Annotated in this window: 20 protein-coding genes; 10 read left to right on the top strand and 10 right to left on the bottom strand. The window is 64.3% G+C overall.

The window, feature by feature from the left end; genetic code table 11:
- Window positions 1-60: 60 nt before the first annotated feature.
- On the bottom strand, window positions 61-852 hold the full coding sequence (locus tag A5732_RS06745; RefSeq protein WP_076101667.1) for an SDR family NAD(P)-dependent oxidoreductase: 792 nt from the start codon (window positions 850-852) through the stop codon (window positions 61-63).
- Window positions 853-932: 80 nt separating this feature from the next.
- Window positions 933-1655, bottom strand: a complete 723-nt coding sequence (locus tag A5732_RS06740) for an SDR family NAD(P)-dependent oxidoreductase (RefSeq protein ID WP_076056389.1) — start codon at window positions 1653-1655, stop codon at window positions 933-935.
- Between the two features lie 144 nt (window positions 1656-1799).
- On the opposite strand from A5732_RS06740, the gene A5732_RS06735 reads away from it, so the two are divergent.
- Window positions 1800-2804, top strand: coding sequence for an RNA polymerase subunit sigma-70 (locus A5732_RS06735; RefSeq protein WP_171974970.1), 1005 nt, complete (start codon window positions 1800-1802; stop codon window positions 2802-2804).
- Between the two features lie 539 nt (window positions 2805-3343).
- Here A5732_RS06735 and A5732_RS06730 read toward each other — a convergent pair.
- From A5732_RS06730 to A5732_RS06720, 3 genes are read right to left on the bottom strand one after another with little or no spacing between them, the layout of a single operon-like run.
- Window positions 3344-6706, bottom strand: coding sequence for an ATP-binding protein (locus A5732_RS06730; RefSeq protein WP_076101662.1), 3363 nt, complete (start codon window positions 6704-6706; stop codon window positions 3344-3346).
- Window positions 6699-7409, bottom strand: a complete 711-nt coding sequence (locus tag A5732_RS06725) for a DUF4194 domain-containing protein (protein WP_076101659.1) — start codon at window positions 7407-7409, stop codon at window positions 6699-6701. The genes A5732_RS06730 and A5732_RS06725 overlap by 8 nt, the downstream gene beginning before the upstream one ends.
- Entirely contained in the window at window positions 7406-8908 is a 1503-nt protein-coding gene (locus A5732_RS06720) for a DUF3375 domain-containing protein (protein WP_076056396.1), read from the bottom strand. Before A5732_RS06720 ends, A5732_RS06725 begins: the two co-directional genes overlap by 4 nt.
- 201 nt (window positions 8909-9109) lie before the next feature.
- Between A5732_RS06720 and A5732_RS06715 the strand changes: the two genes are divergently transcribed.
- Window positions 9110-9325 (top strand): DUF3072 domain-containing protein, encoded by a 216-nt coding sequence (locus A5732_RS06715; RefSeq protein ID WP_076056608.1) that lies wholly within the window; start codon window positions 9110-9112, stop codon window positions 9323-9325.
- A gap of 30 nt (window positions 9326-9355) precedes the next feature.
- Here the strand turns inward: A5732_RS06715 and A5732_RS06710 are convergent, their stop codons facing one another.
- Window positions 9356-9775: a nuclear transport factor 2 family protein gene (locus A5732_RS06710; protein WP_076056398.1), complete on the bottom strand. Its 420-nt coding sequence runs from the start codon at window positions 9773-9775 to the stop codon at window positions 9356-9358.
- A gap of 64 nt (window positions 9776-9839) precedes the next feature.
- On the opposite strand from A5732_RS06710, the gene A5732_RS06705 reads away from it, so the two are divergent.
- On the top strand, window positions 9840-10619 hold the full coding sequence (locus A5732_RS06705) for an ArsR/SmtB family transcription factor (protein WP_076101655.1): 780 nt from the start codon (window positions 9840-9842) through the stop codon (window positions 10617-10619).
- A gap of 93 nt (window positions 10620-10712) precedes the next feature.
- Here the strand turns inward: A5732_RS06705 and A5732_RS06700 are convergent, their stop codons facing one another.
- Window positions 10713-11162 (bottom strand): hypothetical protein, encoded by a 450-nt coding sequence (locus A5732_RS06700; protein ID WP_076056402.1) that lies wholly within the window; start codon window positions 11160-11162, stop codon window positions 10713-10715.
- A 160-nt stretch (window positions 11163-11322) separates the two neighbouring features.
- On the opposite strand from A5732_RS06700, the gene A5732_RS06695 reads away from it, so the two are divergent.
- The 5 genes from A5732_RS06695 (at window position 11323) to A5732_RS06670 (ending at window position 15714) form a co-directional block, all read left to right on the top strand.
- Window positions 11323-11751, top strand: coding sequence for a cellulose-binding domain-containing protein (locus A5732_RS06695; RefSeq protein WP_076056404.1), 429 nt, complete (start codon window positions 11323-11325; stop codon window positions 11749-11751).
- A gap of 275 nt (window positions 11752-12026) precedes the next feature.
- Window positions 12027-12608, top strand: a complete 582-nt coding sequence (locus tag A5732_RS06690) for a dihydrofolate reductase family protein (protein WP_076101652.1) — start codon at window positions 12027-12029, stop codon at window positions 12606-12608.
- Window positions 12609-12836: 228 nt separating this feature from the next.
- A complete protein-coding gene (locus tag A5732_RS06685; RefSeq protein ID WP_076101821.1) occupies window positions 12837-14234 on the top strand; it encodes an L-lactate MFS transporter in 1398 nt (465 codons plus the stop codon).
- Window positions 14231-14362, top strand: coding sequence for an MFS transporter small subunit (locus tag A5732_RS27720; RefSeq protein ID WP_283160279.1), 132 nt, complete (start codon window positions 14231-14233; stop codon window positions 14360-14362). The genes A5732_RS06685 and A5732_RS27720 overlap by 4 nt, the downstream gene beginning before the upstream one ends.
- Before the next feature lie 743 nt (window positions 14363-15105).
- Window positions 15106-15714 (top strand): LGFP repeat-containing protein, encoded by a 609-nt coding sequence (locus tag A5732_RS06670; protein ID WP_076056412.1) that lies wholly within the window; start codon window positions 15106-15108, stop codon window positions 15712-15714.
- A 79-nt stretch (window positions 15715-15793) separates the two neighbouring features.
- Here A5732_RS06670 and A5732_RS06665 read toward each other — a convergent pair whose 3' ends face one another.
- From A5732_RS06665 to A5732_RS06655, 3 genes are all read right to left on the bottom strand, one after another.
- Window positions 15794-17044, bottom strand: a complete 1251-nt coding sequence (locus tag A5732_RS06665; protein ID WP_076101647.1) for an HNH endonuclease signature motif containing protein — start codon at window positions 17042-17044, stop codon at window positions 15794-15796.
- A 110-nt stretch (window positions 17045-17154) separates the two neighbouring features.
- The gene (locus A5732_RS06660; RefSeq protein ID WP_076056416.1) at window positions 17155-17613 is read right to left on the bottom strand and encodes a DUF1942 domain-containing protein; all 459 of its coding nucleotides are present in this window, start codon (window positions 17611-17613) and stop codon (window positions 17155-17157) included.
- Window positions 17614-17851: 238 nt separating this feature from the next.
- Window positions 17852-18679, bottom strand: a complete 828-nt coding sequence (locus tag A5732_RS06655; protein WP_076056418.1) for a DUF1906 domain-containing protein — start codon at window positions 18677-18679, stop codon at window positions 17852-17854.
- A gap of 340 nt (window positions 18680-19019) precedes the next feature.
- Here A5732_RS06655 and A5732_RS06650 point away from each other — a divergent pair, with 340 nt between their 5' ends.
- Together A5732_RS06650 and A5732_RS06645 are read left to right on the top strand one after the other, a co-directional pair.
- A complete protein-coding gene (locus tag A5732_RS06650; protein WP_076056431.1) occupies window positions 19020-19265 on the top strand; it encodes a hypothetical protein in 246 nt (81 codons plus the stop codon).
- A 296-nt stretch (window positions 19266-19561) separates the two neighbouring features.
- On the top strand, window positions 19562-20674 hold the full coding sequence (locus A5732_RS06645) for an oxygenase MpaB family protein (RefSeq protein ID WP_076056432.1): 1113 nt from the start codon (window positions 19562-19564) through the stop codon (window positions 20672-20674).
- Window positions 20675-20864 lie beyond the last annotated feature (190 nt).

Here is a 20864-nt window from a genome sequence, read left to right as displayed (position 1 = left end):
CCCCAACGAACCCGAGTATTTCTCGCAGTGCCTGTGCCACGATGACTTCGCGATTGCCGCTCAGTCGACGATGATCCCACCGGTCAGATTGGCGACAGTCCCGGTCATGGCCGACGCGCGATCGGAAGCCACCAATACAGCGGCCTGGGCGAGTTCCGCCAGGGTAGTCGCCCGGTTTCGGTGACTGTTGGCGGCCATCTTGGCCGCGAATTCCGTTGGGGTGGTGTGGTATGCGCGAGCGTGTAAGCCGAAGACGACGTCGATGGTCGAGGTTTCTTCGATGCCGCTGGTGCGTAGGCAGACGGCGCGCACGCCGTGCGGCGCCCATTCCGCCGAGAACGCCCGATTGAGTGCTTCCATCGCGGCCCACGCCGGGCTCATGCCGCCGAGCAGCGGTATGCCCAGTCGGGCGGGCTCGGGTGTGTGCATGAGGATGACTCCCGATTTCTGGGGGATCATGTGTCGTGCGGCCGCCCGGGCGGTGAGGAAATGCGCCTGAGCGTACGTAGTGAGTGGCAGCGAGAAGTTCTCGAGTGACAGCTCGGTCAGCGGTGTTCCCTGCAGATGATCTTGCGCGATCCCAATGGCGTTGAACGAAATATCGACCGTCGCCGCTTTGTCGGCGACGGCATCGAGGTGTTCCGCCACCGCCTGTTCGTCGAGCGCGTCAACCTGCGCGGCTTCCGCCGTTCCGCCGGCAGCGGTGATTTCCTTGGCGACGGTGTTGATCGCCTCGAAGTTGCGACCGGTCACAAAGACGCGTGCGCCCTCCTGGGCGAATGCGCGGGAAACCGCGGCGCCGACCGCACCTGCGGCGCCGTAGACGATCGCGGTCTTGTTGTCGAGCAGCATTGTGGTCCTCCTTCCGCCGTCAAGCGGCGGATTGGTTGCGGCTGAATGTGTTTCGGCTTTCATTAGTGGCACTTGCAGGTCTAGCGGGCCGGTTCCGGATTCATCAGACCGGAGTATTGGACTTCGAGCGCCTTGGCCGCGCCGCTGTGCCAGCTCCGCGAAACCGACTGCGACATCGGATCGGGAAAGATCTCTTCGGCCCCTTGCTCCACCCCGTCGAGGATGGCGCGCGCCACGGAGTCCGCAGCCGATTTGGGTATGTCGAGCCCTCGGGTCATGTCGGTGTCCACCGGGCCGGTCAGTACCGCGTGAACGCGGACACCCTGTCCTGACAACAGAACCCGCAAGGATTGCGTCAAGTTGAATGCGGCCGCCTTGGAGATGGAATAGGCGGGAATCAGGGGCAGCGGGGCCAGCGCGTTCACCGAGAGGTTGTTGACGATGGCTCCCCGCGACCGAATCAGCGACGGCAGCAATGCCCGCGTCAGGTCATACGTGCCGAAGAGATTGACCGCGAGGTGTTGTTGGAGCACGGCGCGATCGCTCAGGTCGTCGTAGAGTGCCACCCCGGCGTTGTTGATCAGGATGTCGAGGGATTCGACTTCCCTGGCGACGTGCTCAACCTGCGCTGCATCGGTGATGTCCAGCCTCAGGGCCTGCACGCGTGGATCCGGGTGGGCGACCGCCCGGCGTGTACCGGCGTACACCCGCGCGGCGTCCCGGTGCAAAGCCTCCTCGACGATGGCCCTCCCGATGCCACGGTTGGCACCGGTGACCAAGACGGTTTTTCCAGCGATGGTCATGCGTCCTCCTTTAATCCAAGCAAGTAGCGGTCGGACGTATGGATGCCGCGTGGCGCAGAAACTGGGCGCCCATGGCGCGCCCATTTTTGGGCCCGGCCGGTGTCCATATATGTAAACGAGACGAAGGAAGCGAAGTGGTAGGTGATGGCAACCGAATTGATAGCCAGGGCGCGGGCCGGCGATGGGGAGGCGTTCCGGCGCTTGACGGGGCCGCACCGCCGCGAGCTGTTGGTGCACTGCTACCGGATGCTCGGGTCGTTGCAAGACGCCGAGGACGCGCTGCAGGACACGCTACTTTCGGCATGGCAGAGCATCGACGGGTTCGAGGGACGCGCCTCGATCCGCACCTGGCTTTACCGCATCGCCACCAACCGCTGCCTCACCACCTTGCGCATGACCAGTCGACGCCCGGCCAAGGCGTGGAACGTGCCGGGGATTAATCCGCCGGAGCCCACCCGACTCGGCGAAATCACCTGGCTTGAGCCATATCCTGATGCTCTCCTTGAAGGCGCGCTGCATGCACCGCCGGGACCGGAAGCACGCTACGAGCAAACCGAGGCCATCTCACTGGCGTTCGTGACCGCGCTCAACGTGCTACCGGCCCGCCAGCGCGCAGTGCTCATCCTGCGCGAAGTGCTCGGCTACCACGCCAGCGAAGTCGCCGAAATGCTGGACAGCACAGTCGAATCAGTGAACAGCGCGCTGAAGCGCGCTCGCTCCAGCCTACGGCGTCACCTCTCAGAACACGAAGCCGAAGCGCCCCCCGCTCCCGACTCACCAGCCGAACAGGCGCTGGTGACGAAATTCGTCCGCGCCTACCAGGACGGCGACGTCGACGCCCTCGTCGACCTGCTCACCGACGACGTCCGGGTCTCCATGCCGCCGATTCCCCTCGAATACCACGGACGCGACGTCGTGGCTCGCTTCTACGCCAGCATCTTTCATACAGCCCGCGCGTATCACCTGATTCCCACCCGCGCCAACGGCCAACCCGCCTTCGGCGCCTACCTCCGCGCTCGCCGCGGCAACGTCCAGCGCGGGGCGGGGCTGCTTGTGCTGACCCTTGCGGGCGGCCGCATCAGCGCACTCACCCGTTTCGACAACGACCTACTGCCGCACTGGGGACTCCCACGCTCACTGCCGAACTGATCGGGGCGGGATCACGGGGTTCCCGAACACATGAAGGGGAATCCGCACCACGGCTTCCGCGTCGCCTCGGGCGGCGGTGGGCCACCCTCCCAAATACCGGGGGCGGCGTTGCCATGTCCCCAGACGACGCCGTACCAGGTGTGGCACTGACTCGCGTCCCAGTTGACTTGCGTCCCCGGGCATCCACGGCCCGTCTGGGGGTGCAGCCCGGTCTTTTGGTCTTCTGGGCAACAGGTGTAGGGCCCGCTCGCGCCGGGCGGTACCGGCCCGTCTTCTGGTACGAAGCCGTGCGTGGCCGGCAACGGGCCGGGCTGGGCGTGTGCGCCACCCGGTGCGAGTGCCATTCCGGCCACCGCGAGGCCGCCCGACAACAGGGCCGCACCAACAACATTCCTCAGGGTCCGGGAAGTGTCCACAGCATCGTCCTTTCGCTGCTATCAGGCATTTAACGCCGAAAGCTTGCGAAAGTCTTACGTTTTTGCTCGGCTACCGATCCCAAAAAGCTGCTGGCGGTAGGTGCTCCGTCTCAGCGACGGGCGTCAGACCCCGGCCGGGACCAGCGCAGCCGACGTCCGCATCTCGTGCCGGAGCGCTGTGAAGTCCGTGATCGTCTTGGTGCTCACAGTCGCCACCGGGCGAGAGTTGCGGCCGGTGGCTTCGCGCTTGGACACCATCACCACGCTGTCGATATAGGGCTGGATGGTAGTGGCGTTCTGCACGGTCGCCACGATCACCAGTTGGAAACCGAACTTGCGGAACGCCTGCAGAGCCTGCTGCGCGAACTGTGGGTCGGACTTGGAGAATGCTTCATCGAGCATCAACTGGGCGAAAACCGGTTTGTTGTCGGCACTTTCGGGATTGGCCAGGTTGAAGCTCAGCGCACCGGCCAAGCAGAAGGCCATCAGCTTCTCCTGCTCGCCACCCGAGTTGTCGCCGGCGTTGCTGTGGGTGCGGATCAGCTCATCGCTGCTGACGTCCCATTCGGCGCAGTCGAAGGTGAACCGGTTGCGAACGTCGAGGGCGTCGCGGGTCCAGGCCTTGTCTTCCGGTGCGGTCGACGCCAACCGGTTGCGCAGCCGCAAGATGTCGGCGTACTGGTCCAGGATGGCCTGCTTGTCGCCGAGGCCGACTTCGGCGATGCGCCGCGAGATGGCCCGAACGATCTCGGTGAGCTCGGCGACCGCGGTCAGGCTGCGCGAGGTGGCGCGCAGGGTGAGCCGGGTGCCGCGATTGAACTCCACCGCCCCCAGGCCGGTGTTGACCCGTTCGATCTGCTCGCTGATCCGCCGGGCCTCCTGCTCGGCCACCCGGTGCAGGGTCAGGATGGCGTCGGGCGCCTGCTCGGTGACCAGCCGCATCATCCGCTCGTAGGCCTCGGGCAGTTCCCGCTCGTCGATGTGGCGGCACAACGCGACGTAATCGTGCACGCGCTCGTCGAACACGTCGCTGTCGTTGGGGATCGCGTCGGGAAACGCGGTGTCGAAGGTGTTGAGAATGCGCGCGAGCTCATCGTATGAGCGCCTGCGGCTTTCGCGGAGCTGCTCACGTTCGCGCCGGATCGCGGTAAAGACGGCGTCGCGGTGCGGTTCCGGGTTGAGCATGTCGAGCGAAACCGGCACGTCGGCGGCGTAGCGGTTCAGCAGGTCGGTCAGCGGCTCGGACACGAATGCCGGAGCGAGCCGTTCCTGCAACTCGAGCAGCTGGGTGCGGCGACCGTCGAGGTCGTCGCGGCGGGTCTGGATGGCGCCGCGGCGGGTCATCAGCGCCTGGATCTGTTCCCACCACTCCTCGGCGCGCGCGGTGAGCGCCTCGATGTCGGGATTGTCGGCCAGCAGCAGCTCGAACTGCTCGCGCAGCCGGTCGGCGTGCCCATCGGCGGTCTCGGTGTCGATGTGGGTCCACTGCTCGAACTGATCGCAGATCGCCTTGAACGCCGCGGCCCGGTCCCGCCACTGCTGACGCTCGGCGGCGATCTCGTCGGCGACGTTGCGGGCCCGGCGAAACGCCTCTTCGGCGTTGGCGAGATCCACGGTCAGCGCGTCGACCTTGGCGGCGACATCGCCCTGGTAGATGTAATCGGCCTGCTTGAGCGGCCGTCGGTCGTCCTTGATGGCCAGGCGCTCGGAGTCCTTGTACAGGCCGGTGTCGGTGACGGCGCGCCGGAACCGGGAGAACACATCGGGGGTGTCGACGCAGATGTGATCACCGGCTGCGGCGATGACGTCGGCGGCCTCGGCGGCGCAGTCATGGGTGGGGTCGACCACGAACAGCTTGCCCGCCAACGTGTTCGGCTCGGCCTCGGCGACCTGCGCGCCGACGAACCGGACGCGGACGTGGTGCAGCTGCAGTCTCCCACCCATGTTGGTCTCGTTGACGAACCGCAGCACCGCCGCGTAGTGACTGTCGGGGACGAGCAGCCGCAAACCCACACCGCGCAGCACCTTTTCGACCGCGACGCGCCAGCGGCTCTGCTCGGGCCGCAGATCCATCAGCTCGGCGATGTAGGGTAGCTCACCGGGATCGATACCCACAGCGGCGCAGATCTGTTCGCGCATGGTGAGCGCGAACTCCGGCAGCGCCGAGCCCACGCGCTCGACGCGTTTGAGTTCCTTGGCGGCGTCGTCGCGGGCGATGCGGGCGACCTTCTGGGCGTACTCGGCATCGGTCGAGGCTTCCCTGCCGCGATCCAGTTTGGCCAGCAACTCGGTGGCCCGCGTGCTGAGTTCCTCGCGCAGATTCCAGAATTCGTCGGCGGTGTCCGGGATGTCGAGACCGTGTGTGTTGAGCATGGATTCGTAGGCGGTCCGCCGGCGCGACACCTGTTCGGCGTGCGCCTCGGCGGCGGCCACCTGCGACTGCAGCGGCCCCAGGCTGGTGCTTGATCCGCTAATCTGCGCGTTCAGCGAATCGCCCTCGGCCTTGGCAAGATTGAGCTGGCGGGTGACGTCTTCGTATTCGTTGCCGAGCTGATCGATGGTTGCGTCGAGCGATTCGATTTGCGCGGGGCACTGCGCGAGCCGGACGTGATCGGTGTAGGCGCGGACCATCGGCTGGTCGACGAGATCGATGATGCCCAGGTCGGAGGACTCCGAGGCGTAGCGCTGCTGGATCTTTTCGATGTCGCCGAGGATCTTGCGCTTGCGTTGCGCGACGGCCAGCAGTTCACGGGCGTCGACCAAGGGGTCGATCTGCTTGAGCGCTTCGGGCAACCGGCTCAGGCTGCTGGGCTCGTCGAGCATGAACTCCCGGACGAACTGCTCAAGCCCGCCAACGCTTTTCAGTGATTTGGCCTTGCCGAGCAGCTGCTGCGCGGCGTCGGAGGCACGGATGCCGATGGTGGCGTACAGCTGGGCGAGGTACTGCGATTCCACCTTGGTGGAGAATCGCCAGTCGTCTTTGAACACCGCGGCGTCGAAGCGGGCAGCGGCCCAGCGGTTGCAGACGTTCTCGATATCGCGGTCGCCGTCGGCCAGCGCGAACCGGCTCGAGGAATCCGACCGGGATTCGCCGGTGAGCCACTTGAGCACCAGGCCGGTGACGGTGCGGCCGGTGTTGCTGCGGTAGGTGACGGCGATCGCCGACCACGCGGTGCCGTCGCCGCGCAGGTACATGACCTTGCTGGTGCCGGCATCGCTGCGCTGACCCCAGGCGCCGCGGACGTATTTGTCGACGGTCCGCCGGCCCGCGCTCGACCCGGCGGCGGTGTTGTCGCCGGAGGCGTTGAAGTTACGCCGGTTGAACGGCAGGAAGCCGAGCGAAATAGCGTCCAGCAGTGAGGATTTGCCGCTGCCGGAGGCGCCGGCGATCAGTGCGCCACCTTCGCTGAACGGGATGGAGTGATACCCGTCGAAGACACCCCAGTTGATGACCTGCAGGCGCGACAGGTGGAACTGTTCAGTCATCCTCGCGTTCCTCCTCGTCGTCGGGACACTGCTCCTCGGACACGCCGCCGCCCAGAAGGATCTCGAACTGCTGCTGCAGCTCGGTGATCACCGACGCCGTCATGACTGCGTTGATGACCGGGCTCACGGTGTAGCTGTCCTCGTCGTCGCGGGTCTTGCGCAAGATCTCCAGAGACGCCAGCCGCGCGATGGCGCCGTCGATGCGCGCGGCGAACGTGACGGCGTCGCGGTCGACATCGTTGAGCACGCCGGAGAACAGCCCATGCATTTCGTCGCGGCTGATCACAACCGCCTGGTCACCAGAAGCGCGCATCATCTGCGCCAGGTGCAGCGCCAGGATCGAGTCATAGGTGCGCAGTGGCTCACGGCGCAAAAGCTTTACGCCCCGGGCGGATTCGTAGCGGGCCTGCTCGACGAACGCGACGTCGGCGCCCTCGACGACGCGCAGCAACAGATCCAGTTCGGACAGTCTGACCGACAGTTGGGCGCGGTACTCCAGCACCCAGGTGTAGACGTCGCGATCGGCTTCGGCACTGATGTAGCGGCGCGTCAGCAGCTGCTGCAGCGCCCAGCAGGCACGGTCGGGCAGCTCGGATACGTCGCCGTCGAACCGCGGTCGGCGCTGGTGCGGGGCGCGGGCCGTCTGGTCGACCTGGGGGAGTGCGGAGAACCCGCTGTAGTCGACGGTCTCTTCGACGGTCACGCGGTGGCCCCCAGCAGGGTGGAAACCGGCTCGGTGAACATCAAGTGCGGCACCTCCATTTCGCGGTCGCGCCCGTCCAGGGACTGAAAGCGGACCGTGACCGACTCGGAACCCTGTGCGGATTCCGGTTGTTTGAGCGCCCAGGACCACAGCACGATGACGTGGCCGAGGTAGGCCGAATCGAGCATCGCGACCGCATCTGGCAGGGACAGTCTCGACCCAGAACTGATTGCGGTGTTGATCATCTCCGACATCGCGGGTGCGTCGACCTGGGTGGTGAGCGCGGCGAAGCTGGTCAGGTCGACCTCGTCCTCGGCGACCTGAGCGGGCTTCGGGTTGGACAGGTCACCAATCCGGAAGCTCAGCGCGCCAACCGAACTGAACGCGTGGCGGGCCAGGGGAAGTTCGATGTCCAGCCGTGAGTCGGTCAGCGATGCTTTGAGCAGGTTGCGGGCGGCGCCGATGGCCTCGTTGAGCTGACGGGCCACGCCGCGGCTCTGCTCGAGGGTGCCGAACGCGGTGAACCGTTTGACGCGCTGCGCGCAGCGCTGCTGGATGCGTTCCACCTCGTCGATCTGATGACCGACAAGTTCGAAGAAGCCGGCCATCACCTTGCGCAGGGCGGGGTCGAGGGCGGGAAGCGCCTCGGCGACGGCGGCGACGTCGGCTTCGAACTCGGCGCGCTGGTCGGGGTCGTTGATCATGCGCAGGAATGCGCGGTGCGAGTCGCGGCCCTGGGATTCCCAGGCGGCCTCGTAGTCGGCGTACATGCGTCGCTGCCGGTCGCGGTATTCGACGTTGCTGTCGATCGGCTCGTCGAGGGCGGCGGTGGCTCGTTCGATCAGGGTCCCGTACTGGCCGATGTCGGTGATCAGTCGTTCCATCTGCAGGGCGATGGCGTGGGCCTCGTCGTAGGCGTCGGTGAGGTCGACGTCGTGGCTGTGCTCGGCCGCTGTGACACCTTGTTCGAGCGCGTCGAGTTCGCTTTGGAGCGCGGCGATTTCGGCTGCTATGCCGGCGCGGATGCGGTCGGGGTCATTGCCGACGCGCAGCGCGACCTGCTTGAGGCGGGATGCGATGCCGTTGATCGAGCCGCCGGTGGCGATGGTGTCCTGCCGCCGCATGCCGCGCAGGAAGTCGAGCGCCCGGCGCGCCTCCTGCGTCAAGTAACACAGGTTGCGCTCGACACCGGAGCGCTGGTCGGCGACGCGGTGCAGCCAACCCTGGCTGGCCCAGGACTTGATCAGGGCCAGGCCGGACTGCTCGCCGGCCTGATCGAGTTCGGCGAGGTCGCGCTCGAGACGTACGACAAGGTCAGTCTCGGGAACCACGCCGCCGCTGAGCTGGCGCTCCATCAGGGTGGCGTAGAGGTTGAGGTTCAGCGTCGCCAGCAGGCGGACCGTCGGCGAGCCCTGAAGGCCACGATTGAGTTCGAGCAGGTCGGCAGGCGACAGCGTGGTGTCGTCGTCCAGCACATGCCCTCCGTCTCGATCGATCATCTCTCGGACGGTCCAAGATATGGCACGGCGCCGACAATCGCCGTTCGGTGCGTGGAGTGTCGGGGGCTGGTTTGAGTGGGTTGGTCACAGCTCTCTCATGCATCGCTCAAACCCCAGTGGTCACCTGTTGCAGACCGCCGCTGGAGAACATGTTTCGAACAAGTGTGCGATGGTTATTCCGGGGTGGGAGGTGATGGCGACATGAGCGAAGACACCCGACAGGCGCCGAACGAAACGGCGGAAAAGGATCCATCCGATTGGACCACGGGTGATGAGCCGATGACGGGACCACAGCGCAGTTACCTGCACACACTCGCACAGGAGGCCGGCCGGGAAGTCCCCGATGACCTGACCAAAGCCCAGGCGTCCAGCATGATTGATGAATTGCAGCAAAGCACCGGGCGCGGGGTGAACTGAGCCCGCCGCACGCCGCCGTTGGCCGAAAACTCAAGAATCCCGGTGGTATTCGTCGTTGATCAGGACCTGGACGCCGCGCCAGCCCCAATACACGCGGTGGGCCTGGATCAAGCCGTCTTCGATCTCCATGACCTCGACGAAGTCCATCTGCTCACCCTGGGGGGTCACACGCGGATACTCCCAAGTCGCGCGGCGACCGTCGGTGAAAAACCCGGCCCGGTGATAGGTGCGCAGCTTCGGGGTGCGAGCTACCACCTCGGCCAGGAACGGCCGCAGTTCGGAGTGGCCTCGGCGGATCCCGTCCCCGCCGGTAATGTGCGCAGCCACTGGGCTTTCCAAGGTCGCATCGGGCGCATAGCAGGCCAGCAGGGCGTCCAGGTCGTGGGCGGCCAGTGCGCGCTCCCAAGCGTGCATCACTGCCTCGATCGCGGTGGTGTCGTGGGTGTCCATAACCCCATCCTTACGCCGAATTACTTCGGTGCCGGCCGAAATAAATGCCGCCTATCGTGGTGGCATGTCCATCGATCCCGCTGTCGCCATCGCCGCCGGGCATGGCGGTGACGCCAACATCGCCGGCGTTGCCGCGCTGATCGGCGAGCGCACCCGGGCGCGGGTGTTGATGGCGTTGCTCGACGGGCGCGCGTTGCCCGCCAGCGTGCTGGCCGCCGAAGCCGGGGTGGCGGCCTCCACGGTCAGCGAGCATCTTGCCCAGCTGGTGCGCGCGGGGCTGCTGACCGTGCACCGCCAAGGTCGTGCCCGCTACTTTCGTCTGGCCGGCTCGCCTGTCGCCGAAGCTTTGGAGGCGCTCGCCCGAATCTCTGCGCCCGAGCCGATTCGCTCGCTGCGCCAGGGCACGCGTGCGCACACGCTGCGGAGGGCCCGCACCTGTTATGACCATCTGGCCGGCCGGCTGGGGGTGGCCGTCATGAGCGCCATGCTGGACCACGATCTGCTCACGGGCGGCGACGGACGCTACCGTCCCGAAGAGGCCGTCGCCGACCGGCTGTCGACACCCGGATCCGACCTGACCTACCGGCTGACTCCGCGAGGACGAGAAACATTGGCCGCCTTGGGTATAGACCTCGGCAACGACAACAAGCGGATGATCCGCTACTGCGTGGACTGGTCGGAACAACGACACCACCTCGCGGGCGCGCTCGGCGTGGCGCTTACCCGACGCATGTTCGACCTCGACTGGATCCGTCGTATCAACCAACGCCGCGCGGTCGTGCTCACCGACACCGGACGTCAAGGGATTAGCGATGCCTTCGGCGTGGCGGAAGACTGGGACTGATGGGGCAGGGGACCGATAGCGCTTCGGACAGAAGGGTTTTAATCACCAGGGCTCGATTGCCTCAGTCGTCGCCGGCCGATCCGCGAGTGGTGACTAGCCCCAGTAGGCGAAGTTACATACCGGCCGCGGTTCGCTTTTGAGGGACACCAGCTTGTCGCCATCCATGGTTATCGTGCAGGTGAGGGCGACGTCCCCGCCGTCGGCCGTTACCTGCGACTCCAGTTCGTTGTAAACGGAGTACTGCTTTTCCCACGGCAGGGGCACATTGGTCTCGGTCTGCTCCGGGCCCCCATTAATCCGGTAACGGATCGTTACCGGGGCGCTGCCACCACTGACCTTCATTATCGCCGTGCCGACTGGCTGACCGGTTGGCCCCACCGAGGTCGGCGACGGCAGCGCCGACGCGCTGATCTGCGAGTTGCCCACACCGCTCTTGGTGGGTGCCGCGTGTCCGGCGGTGTTCTTGGTGCATCCCGTCGCGGCGACGACGCCAGTCGCAACAACGCTGATAATCACCCCGACGGCATGACGACGCGAACGCATGCCCGGAGCCTACGATGACCGGCGCTGGGATCGGGGGCTTTCGGGCCGCCCAGTCGAGTTTCACCCAAAATTTCATCACGGTTTCGGTTCAGCAAAGGTACTGCAGCTTACCCGTGGCGCGAGCGCCGATATCGCGCGTTTGGCTATAGTGTTGGCTGCTATGGCCCGACGAAATAATTACGTGAAGCGCTGGCGCACAGCGCTTCACGTAACCGTGTCGGCACTGCTGGTTACCGGTTTCGGGCTGACCATCAGCCCGGTGGCCCACGCGGCCGCGGCCGCGGCGACGTTGTCGGTGGCACATACGTGGCAGACCGGTTTCATCGCCAACTTCACCGTTACCAACGCGAGCATGGCGCCGCTGTCCGATTGGAAGCTCGAATTCGACATGCCGCCCGGACAATCCGTCTTGCACACGTGGAATAGCACCGTCACCCAATCCGGCACGCACTACGTACTCACCCCCGCGAATTGGAATCGCGTGATACCACCCGGCGGTTCGGCCACCGGGGGTCTCAGAGGCGTGCTGAGCGGTTCCTACTCGCCACCGGCGAATTGCGTGCTCAACGGGCAATATCCGTGCACTTAGAGGCGAATGCGCACTAGGGCGCGACGGCTTTCGTACGGCCGAACGCATTGCCGTGGGACTCCGCGCGTCGCCGTGCGAGCAGCGCCCTTTCGAGAGCATCCATTCGGGTTGAAGGTCGCCGGCTGCGTTCGAACTAGAGGGCGCGGTTCGGCGGGTTGAGTCACCGGTACCCCGCGGACAGCCGCGGTCCGGGAGTGTTCATAGGCGATTAGTTTCGCCATGGCTTCCGGTCTGTATCCCCAACACGCCATCAACCGCATCCGAGGAGAGCATCAATGACTGCTACCTACACCTTCGACGTCTTTTCCAGCCTCGACGGCTTCGGCGGCGTCAACGGCGGCGACTGGGGCGGCTACTGGGGCAAGCAAGGCCCCGAACTGCTCGACCACCGCCTCGCGCTGTACGGCGAGAAGCAGCGAATGATATTCGGCGCCAATACATACCGGCTATTCGCACAAATGCTCGCCGAGAGCAGCGAGGACTCCGAGGTGCGCGACCCGTGGGTGACCCTGATGAGGCACCTGCCGGCGACAGTGGTGTCGACCACCCTGGATGGACCTCTCGACTGGCCTGACGCGACCGTCGTGAGCGGCGACGCCGTCGACATCGTCGCCCGACTCAAGGAGGAGTCCGAGATGCCATTGCGCTCGCACGGCAGCCTCTCGATGAACCGAGCGCTGATGGCCGCCGGCCTCGTCGACCGCGTCCAGGTGACGCTGTTTCCCGTGATCACCGGCCAGACCGGTGATAACCCAATCTTCCAGGGTGCGGCCGACTTCGACCTCGAGCTGATCGAAAGCAGGACGTTGGACGGCAACATCCAAGAGCTCACCTACCGGCCCACCCTGCATGTCTGAGCCCGTCGGCTTGGCGTACTGGGCATCAACACCTTGTGCGCCGCGGAACAGGCAACCTCATACCACAGGTCGGCGTATGCCGCATCTCGGCTAGGGCCTAAATCGCTTCCCGTTCAATAGATTTCGTCTATAAGACGATAGACGACGCGATATTGACCCGACGGTTTCGCAGATCCGATAGTGGCGACGGGACGGAGCTCCCACCCGGCGGCCCGAGAAGAGGGATTCGTGACAACCGTAGGTTTGCTAGACCGTTCGCGAATCGTTGCCAAGCCCGGATGGAACCGCTGGCTGGTACCCCCGGCGGCGCTTTCCATCCACCTGGCCATCGGCTCCGTCTACGCCTGGAGCGTATTCAAGATTCCACTGGAGAAAACGCTGCATATCTCCGGTACGGCCAGCGCGCTGCCGTTCACGGTCGGCATTGTGATGCTGGGCGTTTCGGCGGCGGCGCTGGGCACGCGCGTCGACCACCGCGGCCCCCGCTGGGCGATGTTCGTGGCCACCGCCTGCTTCTGCAGCGGGCTGGTGATCGCGGCAGTCGGCGTCACGCTGCATCAATACTGGCTCGTTGTGTTCGGCTACGGAGTGGTTGGCGGGGTAGGGCTCGGTATCGGCTACATTTCGCCGGTCTCCACGCTGATCAAGTGGTTCCCAGATCGGCCGGGCATGGCGACCGGCCTGGCCATCATGGGCTTCGGCGGTGGAGCGCTGATCGCGTCGCCGTGGACAAGCACCTTGCTCGATGTGTTCGGCCGCACCGCTGACGGTGTTGCGAAAACCTTCCTCGTGATGGGCTGCGCCTATGCCGTTTTCATGTCGATGGGTTCGATGCTGGTGCGAGTGCCGGCTCCCGGGTGGACGCCGGAGGGCTGGGAACCCGAACCGTACAAGCCCGGAACATTGATCAGCGCAGCCAATGTATCGGCTGCCAACGCGATTAAAACGCCCCAATTCTGGCTGTTGTGGGTGGTGCTCTGCTTCAACGTGACCGCTGGGATTGGCATCCTCGAGAAGGCCGCACCGATCTATCAGGACTTCTTCCCGACTGTCCCCAAATCGGCTGCGCTGGCGTCGGCAGCCGCCGGGTATGTCGCATTGCTGTCGTTAGCCAATATGTCGGGCCGGATCGGCTGGTCGTCGTTGTCAGATCTGCTGGGCCGCAAGAACATGTACCGGCTTTACCTGGGCGGCGGCGCCTTGCTGTATCTGGCCATGGAGTTGACGACCAACTCAAACAAGGTGACCTTCCTCGTCTGCACGCTGCTGATTCTGTCGTTCTACGGCGCGGGCTTCTCCACGATCCCGGCCTACCTGCGCGACCTGTTCGGCACCTACGAGGTTGGTGCCATCCACGGCAGACTGCTCACCGCGTGGTCAGTTGCCGGCGTGCTGGGACCACTGATCGTCAACGCGATCGCCGACTCGCAGAAGACGATGGGAAAGCACGGCCCGGATCTTTACATCGTGTCGTTCGCGGTGATGATTGCACTGCTACTCGCCGGCGTGGTCTGCAACGAACTGATCAGGCCCGTGGCTACCAAACACCACGAGCTCGCGTTGCCCGAGAACGCCTTACTCGAGCCAACGACGGTCTTCCAGCGGCAACCGGAGAAACAACCATGACCAAATCGCAAACCGAACGGCGCGGCCAACTCGCCCTCGTCGCGGTGTCGTGGCTATGGGTCGGCCTCCCGTTCGGGTATGGCGGCGTGGAGCTGGTAACGAAGGCGACCCAGCTATTCGGCAATTGATGGACGGCACATGACGGGACAATGGATCCACCGCGTCAGCTGGGGTCAGGTCGCGGACGGGTCGGGCGGCGCGGGTGGGATTGCCCCGTCGCATCCACCGGGCGGTGGCGGGCCCGGGAGAGGTTCGTCGCCGCCGACGCAGTCGTAGTGAAACCTCGGCCCGCCGATGTTCGTTCTCAACCACTGGTGCCAGTAGGAGCCGTCGGGGTACTTCTCGCCGTCGCACACTCCCAAACTGCCGTAACCCCATTGCCCACCCGGGCAGTAGCTCTTCGTGATGTCCGGCGTGTGCGGATCTGGTGGGTCAGCGCTGGCAACGGGGACAGAAGATGCAAGCACCGTCGTAAAGCCCAACACGACAGCGCAACGCCGAAAATGCTCTAGCTTCATCTGGACTCCGTGCAGGTGCTGAATCGACTCGACGGATGCGAGATTAGCCATCCTTGCCTATACAACGGCGCGGGCGCCAAATCCAATCCTTGCGCTCAACGAGTCTTTTGGTCGCCGGCGCGAAGGCAACACGGGTCCCGCGAAAGCAAGGCAGTACGGCATCCAAGACGTGGTCGCATCGCCCGCGAATCATCCAGTCGTACTTGGTGGATTCCGTCGAGCACCGGTGCTCCTCGCTCAGGTGCGCTAGCTCGGCGCCTATGACCGCGGCGTAAGTTCGTTCGAAGTCGCGGCCGGGCGAGGAAGTCAGCCGCCGCTGGACCCACACCACAGGAAGACGCGAGAGGAAGCCCATGAGAACGATCGCATACCGCCACGCGGCAGTCGCCGGCCTGGCCGCCGTCGCGCTGATCGCTGGGGGCTGCAGCAATGGCAAGAGCGTCGACGCGTCGGCGTCGCCTCAGGTCGGGGCGCAGGCCACCACCACGTCTAAATCCCCAGCGCAGCCCACCGAGGTGAAGCTCACCGGGGAGAGGGACGTCGAGGTGACTCTGACCGGCCCGATCGCTGCCAAGTACTCATCGGCAACCGAGGAGCAGAAGCAGGCTCTCGGCAAGCCACTGACTGGCGACCGCAACGCGGGAACCCGGGAAAGTGGCGTGGTATTCCAGCAATTCCAGGGCGGCGCGATCACCGCGAAGAACGACCAGGCCGGCACGCCCGCATACATCATCCTGGGCAAGATCCGGGAGGCCTGGAATATCCCACGCAACCCGGACGGCACGCCTGCGACCACCGGTACTAACGGTTCGGCGGGTCCGCTGGGCCTCCCAATCAGCGACCAGAACGCCGTCGGTGACCTGCTCGTGTCGAACTTTGAGCACGGCAAGATCGAGTACAACCCCAAGACCGGCCAGGTCGACGTGACGGTAAACGGCAAGGTCGTACCGTCCGGGCTGTAGGCCGAATCGGGCGTTCATCAAATTGCTCGTGAATTTGATGCGAGGCGATCAGGCGGGTGCCCGAGCGTCGTCCCGAACGTCAGTTGGTCGTCGGTGGCGGTTGGGGTTGAAACGGTTCGTACCACCACCAGTCGGCCCGTTCTCCGGTCGGTCCTCGACATGGCGCGACTGCGGGTGGAGGGCACTTCGGCACCCGGGCCAACGATCCTGGGTGGAGTTCGTGCCCCGCGCTGTCGGTCACGACGAGGTGGCTGGCTGGCCCGGTGATGGTGATGTCGCCTCGATGATGCTGACGATGATGATAGGGGCACACCAGCACGAGGTTGTCCAGCTCAGTAGCGCCGCCGTCTTCCCAGTGCCGGATGTGATGCGCGTGCAGACCGCGCGTGGCTCCGCAACCGGGAACAGCGCACGTGGGGTGCCGATGCTCGAGCGCGCGGCGGAGCCGGCGGCTGATCACGCGAGTCGACCGACCGGAGCCGATCACGTCGCCGCCGCGTTCGAACCACACTTCACAGGTGGCGTCGCACGTGAGGTACCGCCGTTCGGAGCTCGTGAGCAGCGGGCCCAAATGTAGGGAGGCGACGCGCTCCTTGACATCCAGATGCACTACCACCGTGGTGCGATGCCCGTGGGGTCGACGCTCCGCTTCCGCATCCCATCCGGCCTCGACCAGCCGTAGGAACGCATCGACGTTCGTCGGCATTGGGAGTTGCAAACCTGTCACCTCGCTGCTGAGGTCGCAGGCGTCTTTCCACTCGGCGATCAGCGCATCATGGTGAGACTGCAGCGCGGCGTCGAACTTCGCCGAGTCGTCGTGTGGGAGTGTGATTCTCCAACAGGCGAACTCGGCGTTGGCGGTCTTGGTAATCGTTGGCTGCGGTTCGGGCCGAGGACCGGGTTCGGGCCGCGGCTCCAACTTGACCGCGGTACGCAGTTGGCTGACCGTGGCACTGCTGGCCAGCTCCGCATAGTGCTCGTCGGATCCATCGCCAGCTCGCTGCGCGATCACGCCAATCTGGTCCAGCGAGAAGCGGCCTTCCCGCATGCCCTGGGCGCAGCGGGGAAACGAGTCGAGCCGGTGCGCCACGGTCGCGATCGTGTCGGCGTTACTCGGTGAGCAGCCGGTCTTCCAGGCCACCAGAGCCGCAATAGACCGCGCCCCGGTAGCACCACAGAGCTCGTCGCGCTCCATTTCCGCGACGATCTCGACGATGCGTCCATCGATCGCGTTGCGCTGACCGGTCAACTCGGCCAGCTCGTCGAAGAGCACCTCGAGACGCTCGTTAGGGCGTGCTTCGACTCTGACTGCAGTCGCGGCCGGGGACATGACCTCAGCATTGCAGGGAGGTATGACAAGTTTGGCCACATCCCCTGCGGAGACTGTGGGCGTACCGCGGGAGTGCGCTAAGTCTGCGCACTAGGCACTAGGTGGGCGAGTTACGGACCCTTCCAGACAACCTTGTCCGTGCCTCCGGCGTCCCGGTAGACGACACTGTCGGGGTTCGTACCGCTGCGAACGTCGAAGTAGATGCGCCCCGTAACCGGAGTGCCTAAGGGGAGTGGCCCCTCAGGAAGGCCGTCGGTCTGATTGCCCTTCATCACCGCGAACGTGGAGCTGTTGACAGCCCGAGCGTTGAAGTCCGCAATGTTCGGAGTTGCATTACCGCTCACACCCTTGGCCGTGACGTCGGAGTACCAGATGCCGTCGTTGTGGCCGCTGGGCTGCAGGTTGCTCACGATGTAGTCGATAGTGCCACCATTACTGGAAAGCTCTGCCTGCTGGCCGAATTGCAGCACTTGCGGATCGGCGAATGCTGGCGTTGCCGCGAGGATTCCGGCCGCCGCCAATGCAGCTGTTGCTGCCGTTGTTTTCAATGCAATGTGTGAGAATGCCACGTCGGGCTCCCTTCTTAAGGTGCCGGCTATCCAGGAGCGGCAGCTTTAGTGAGGTCTATCCAAAGCCCGAAATTTCAAACCTGATGTTTGCTGGATATCGCCTGCCGGATCCTGCGCACCGATTACTCAGGTGCCCTGGCTCGCTTTCTGTAACGCGCGAAAGGAAGCCCATGAGAACAATCGCGTACCGCCGCGCGGCAGTCGTCCGCCCGGCCGCCGTCGCGCCGGGCATCAACACCTATCGCACATCGCCCCTTGGGCGACCCGCATGGAGGTTCCACTGGCCGCAGTCGGGGGCCAGGACGTCATTGACGTCCACTTCGAGTCCGCCGACCTTCGGCCCGGGATTGGACGCGGTGCTCACGACGCGCTGGTAGAGAACGGCGGCGGGGTGGACCTGATCACCGGACCAGGCTCGAGTTTGCCAGGCCCACCGACGGCCAGGTGTGCTCGAAGACCCGATAACGCCGTCGGCCGCGGCCCACTGGCACACCCTGACGCCTCCGTAGACCCCGGTGCGCTGAACCCCAAGAACCGAGTTGATTCCGCGAAACCACGGCAGCGCGGTGTGATTCCAGGTGTCGCGATTGATGTCCTCGTCGATGGTGAAGAAAATCGGCGCACTCTGGCCGCCGCCTGCCGCGGTGTGCAAACTCCAGGCGGTGCGCGCGTCTGCGACGCCGCCCGCGTAGCCCCGCGTGAAGTCTGACGGTGCCGACCCACCCGGCTTGCCGTACTGGTAGTTGCTGACGATCGCCAAGCCCGCGGCTATCAGCGAGTCGGCGTAGGACCGAGTGATCGGCTTGGCGCCAAACGACGAGCCGGGACGTGACATCGAAACGTAGTTGATTACGCCGCTATAGCCGGCAGCGCGGATCTGCTGCGCCGGGATCTGGCGCGCAGCGAAGTCGATCAGCTGAGGGGGAGCGGCGGCAGCCGCCGTGGGCATGCCGCAGGCTATCGATGCAGCGCCCAGGCCGGCCAACGCGGCCGCATAGCGCAGCGCGTCGCGCCGGGAAACCGTGCCCAGTCGCACTTCGCTGGCCGGCGGGGGCAAACTCTGCATCGCGCGATGTTAACGATGTAACTGTTATTACCGATAGACCCGCGCCAGCCGAAACGCGGTTGCATTCCCAAATAGATACCAAGGGGTGACCGTTCGGCGATAATCTCGGAAGCCGCGTGCGAAACAACCCGCCGTGCAAGCAGATTGATGTCAGGCTTATCTTACGATCGCCCAGCGTCACTGCTCGCCACGCAGTGCGGGAGCAGGACTGTGTGCTGTCACCGTTAAGGATCGTTACCGCAATCGTGATCTCGCACTCGTATCGTCGGGTATACGAGAAAGCCGAAGCTTTCGACCGTCGAGTCACGCCAATGCGCGTCCACAAGCCCGGGGGACTGATATGACGACCACAATCGCCGCGCACAACACAGTCAAGGAAGACGCAGCTGACGGGCGTGACGATCTCCTTTTGGCGGTCGCAAAACTGAACGCAATTGGCTGCCCAAGGGATACCGTCCGCGTCGAATTGAAGCCGCGCCCGAGACTCACGGAAGAAGAGATCGTGCGCGCGGCGATCACGGTGATTTTCGTATCCCTTGTGACAGTGATTGGCATCGCCGCGGGCGCAATCTTGACAATGGGTTAGCCCGACGCAGCTTCGCGCCACAGTGGTAGCCGCTCAGTCGGGGCTAGCGTCGGTTGAAGCCGCGGTCGAACGAAAACGAACTCAGCGCCATCAGCTCGCTTTACTGGTAACACTCCGCTGTTCGATGAGCTACCCGCGGAGGAACGACGAGGAACGACAGAGCCTTCGAAACCCAAGACACAGTCGGCATAGCGGTGGTTAGCTGATAGTCGATCAGCTACCCGAGGCCGGGCGTGGAAACGGCCGGGTACTGAGCTCAATCAAGTGACGAGTATCGGCAACGCAAGGAGTTTTACATGGCGGTCCGGGGTCTCAGGGCGCTCAGGAAAATCATGCAGACAACATTTGATCCAGAGCTCGTGATTTCGGACGATGTTAAGGTGACAGAATTTACCGGCGACGACAGTTTGTCACGGAAAGATCTTACTCAGCATCCGCTTCCCGCCGGCTCCCTGATATGGAAGTACTGGGGGCGTACTGATGTGATATTTTTCGGCAGCGGAGTAGTGGGCACCATTGCGGGGGCGTGGCCGCAGATGGCGAAAGCGACCGCGAATTCTGTTCTTTTCACTGGTGACAGTTCTCTCGGCGCACGGTCGAAGATATACAAAGTACGCCGTCAGAGATCTCGTGAGTACATTTACGGTACGGTGTACGACGCTCCGGAAGACGCGAAGAAATACGGACTGAAGACTCGGAATATGCACAAGTCCGTCAAAGGCACATTGCAGGACGGCACGTATCATTCTTTGAATGCGGATACCTTCTATTTCGCACACGTCACCTTCTTTTATCACCTATTGATAATAATCACCGAGCAGCTGTATTTCGACGGGTCCATGCCACGGGCGATGAAGGAGCAAATATTCGAGGAATCCAAGGAGTGGTACAGCATGTGGGGCGTCGACGATAGCCCTCAACCGGATACCTACGACGATTTCGAGCAGTATCTGGAAAACATCGAGCGTAATTACTTGGTGAACTCACAGGTAAGTCAGGTCATGCTGGAACAATTTGTGGAGCGCCGCCCGGCGCCGCGGTGGTGGCCTCCGGTCCTGAAAAAGACAGTGTGGCCCTGGGTGGCGGCGCGGCGACAAGTCGTGGTCAACAGTTTTCCGCCCCATGTGCGGGAGCTGTTCAACTTAGAGTGGACGCCCGAGGACGAGGAGATGGCGCGCCGCTTTATGCATATGTATCGGCGGTTCTATGCAGCCCTCGAGCGCCTCGTCCCGCTGAAGTTTCTCTACTTGCCGATTGCGGTGGAAGGCTTCAAGCGGGAACAGGTCGATCCACGCAACATCACCCTGGAGTCCGCACAGCAAGCACTCCGGGAAAGTCGCGCCCGCCGCGCCGCGCGCGAAACGACACCACCAGACGGGGCAAATGGGGTGCTTGCTTCCAGCAGATAAGGTTGCTGGGCCGCCGGCTTAACCCGCCGCACTGCCTGTCCCGGGGTACGGTGGTTTCGCTGAATTCAAGCTGGTAGAGCGGTTGCACTAGGCGATATCCAACTTGACATAATGTCGCTTATCGGCAAGCGCTAACACCGAGCTCAAGCCATCCTGGTCGGTTACCTGCCGTTTTACCCGGTCGCCCGCA

This window comes from Mycobacterium colombiense (assembly GCF_001953985.1).
In the GTDB taxonomy this organism is placed as follows: Bacteria; Actinomycetota; Actinomycetes; order Mycobacteriales; family Mycobacteriaceae; genus Mycobacterium; species Mycobacterium colombiense_B.
This window is presented reverse-complemented; position numbering and strand designations above follow the sequence as displayed.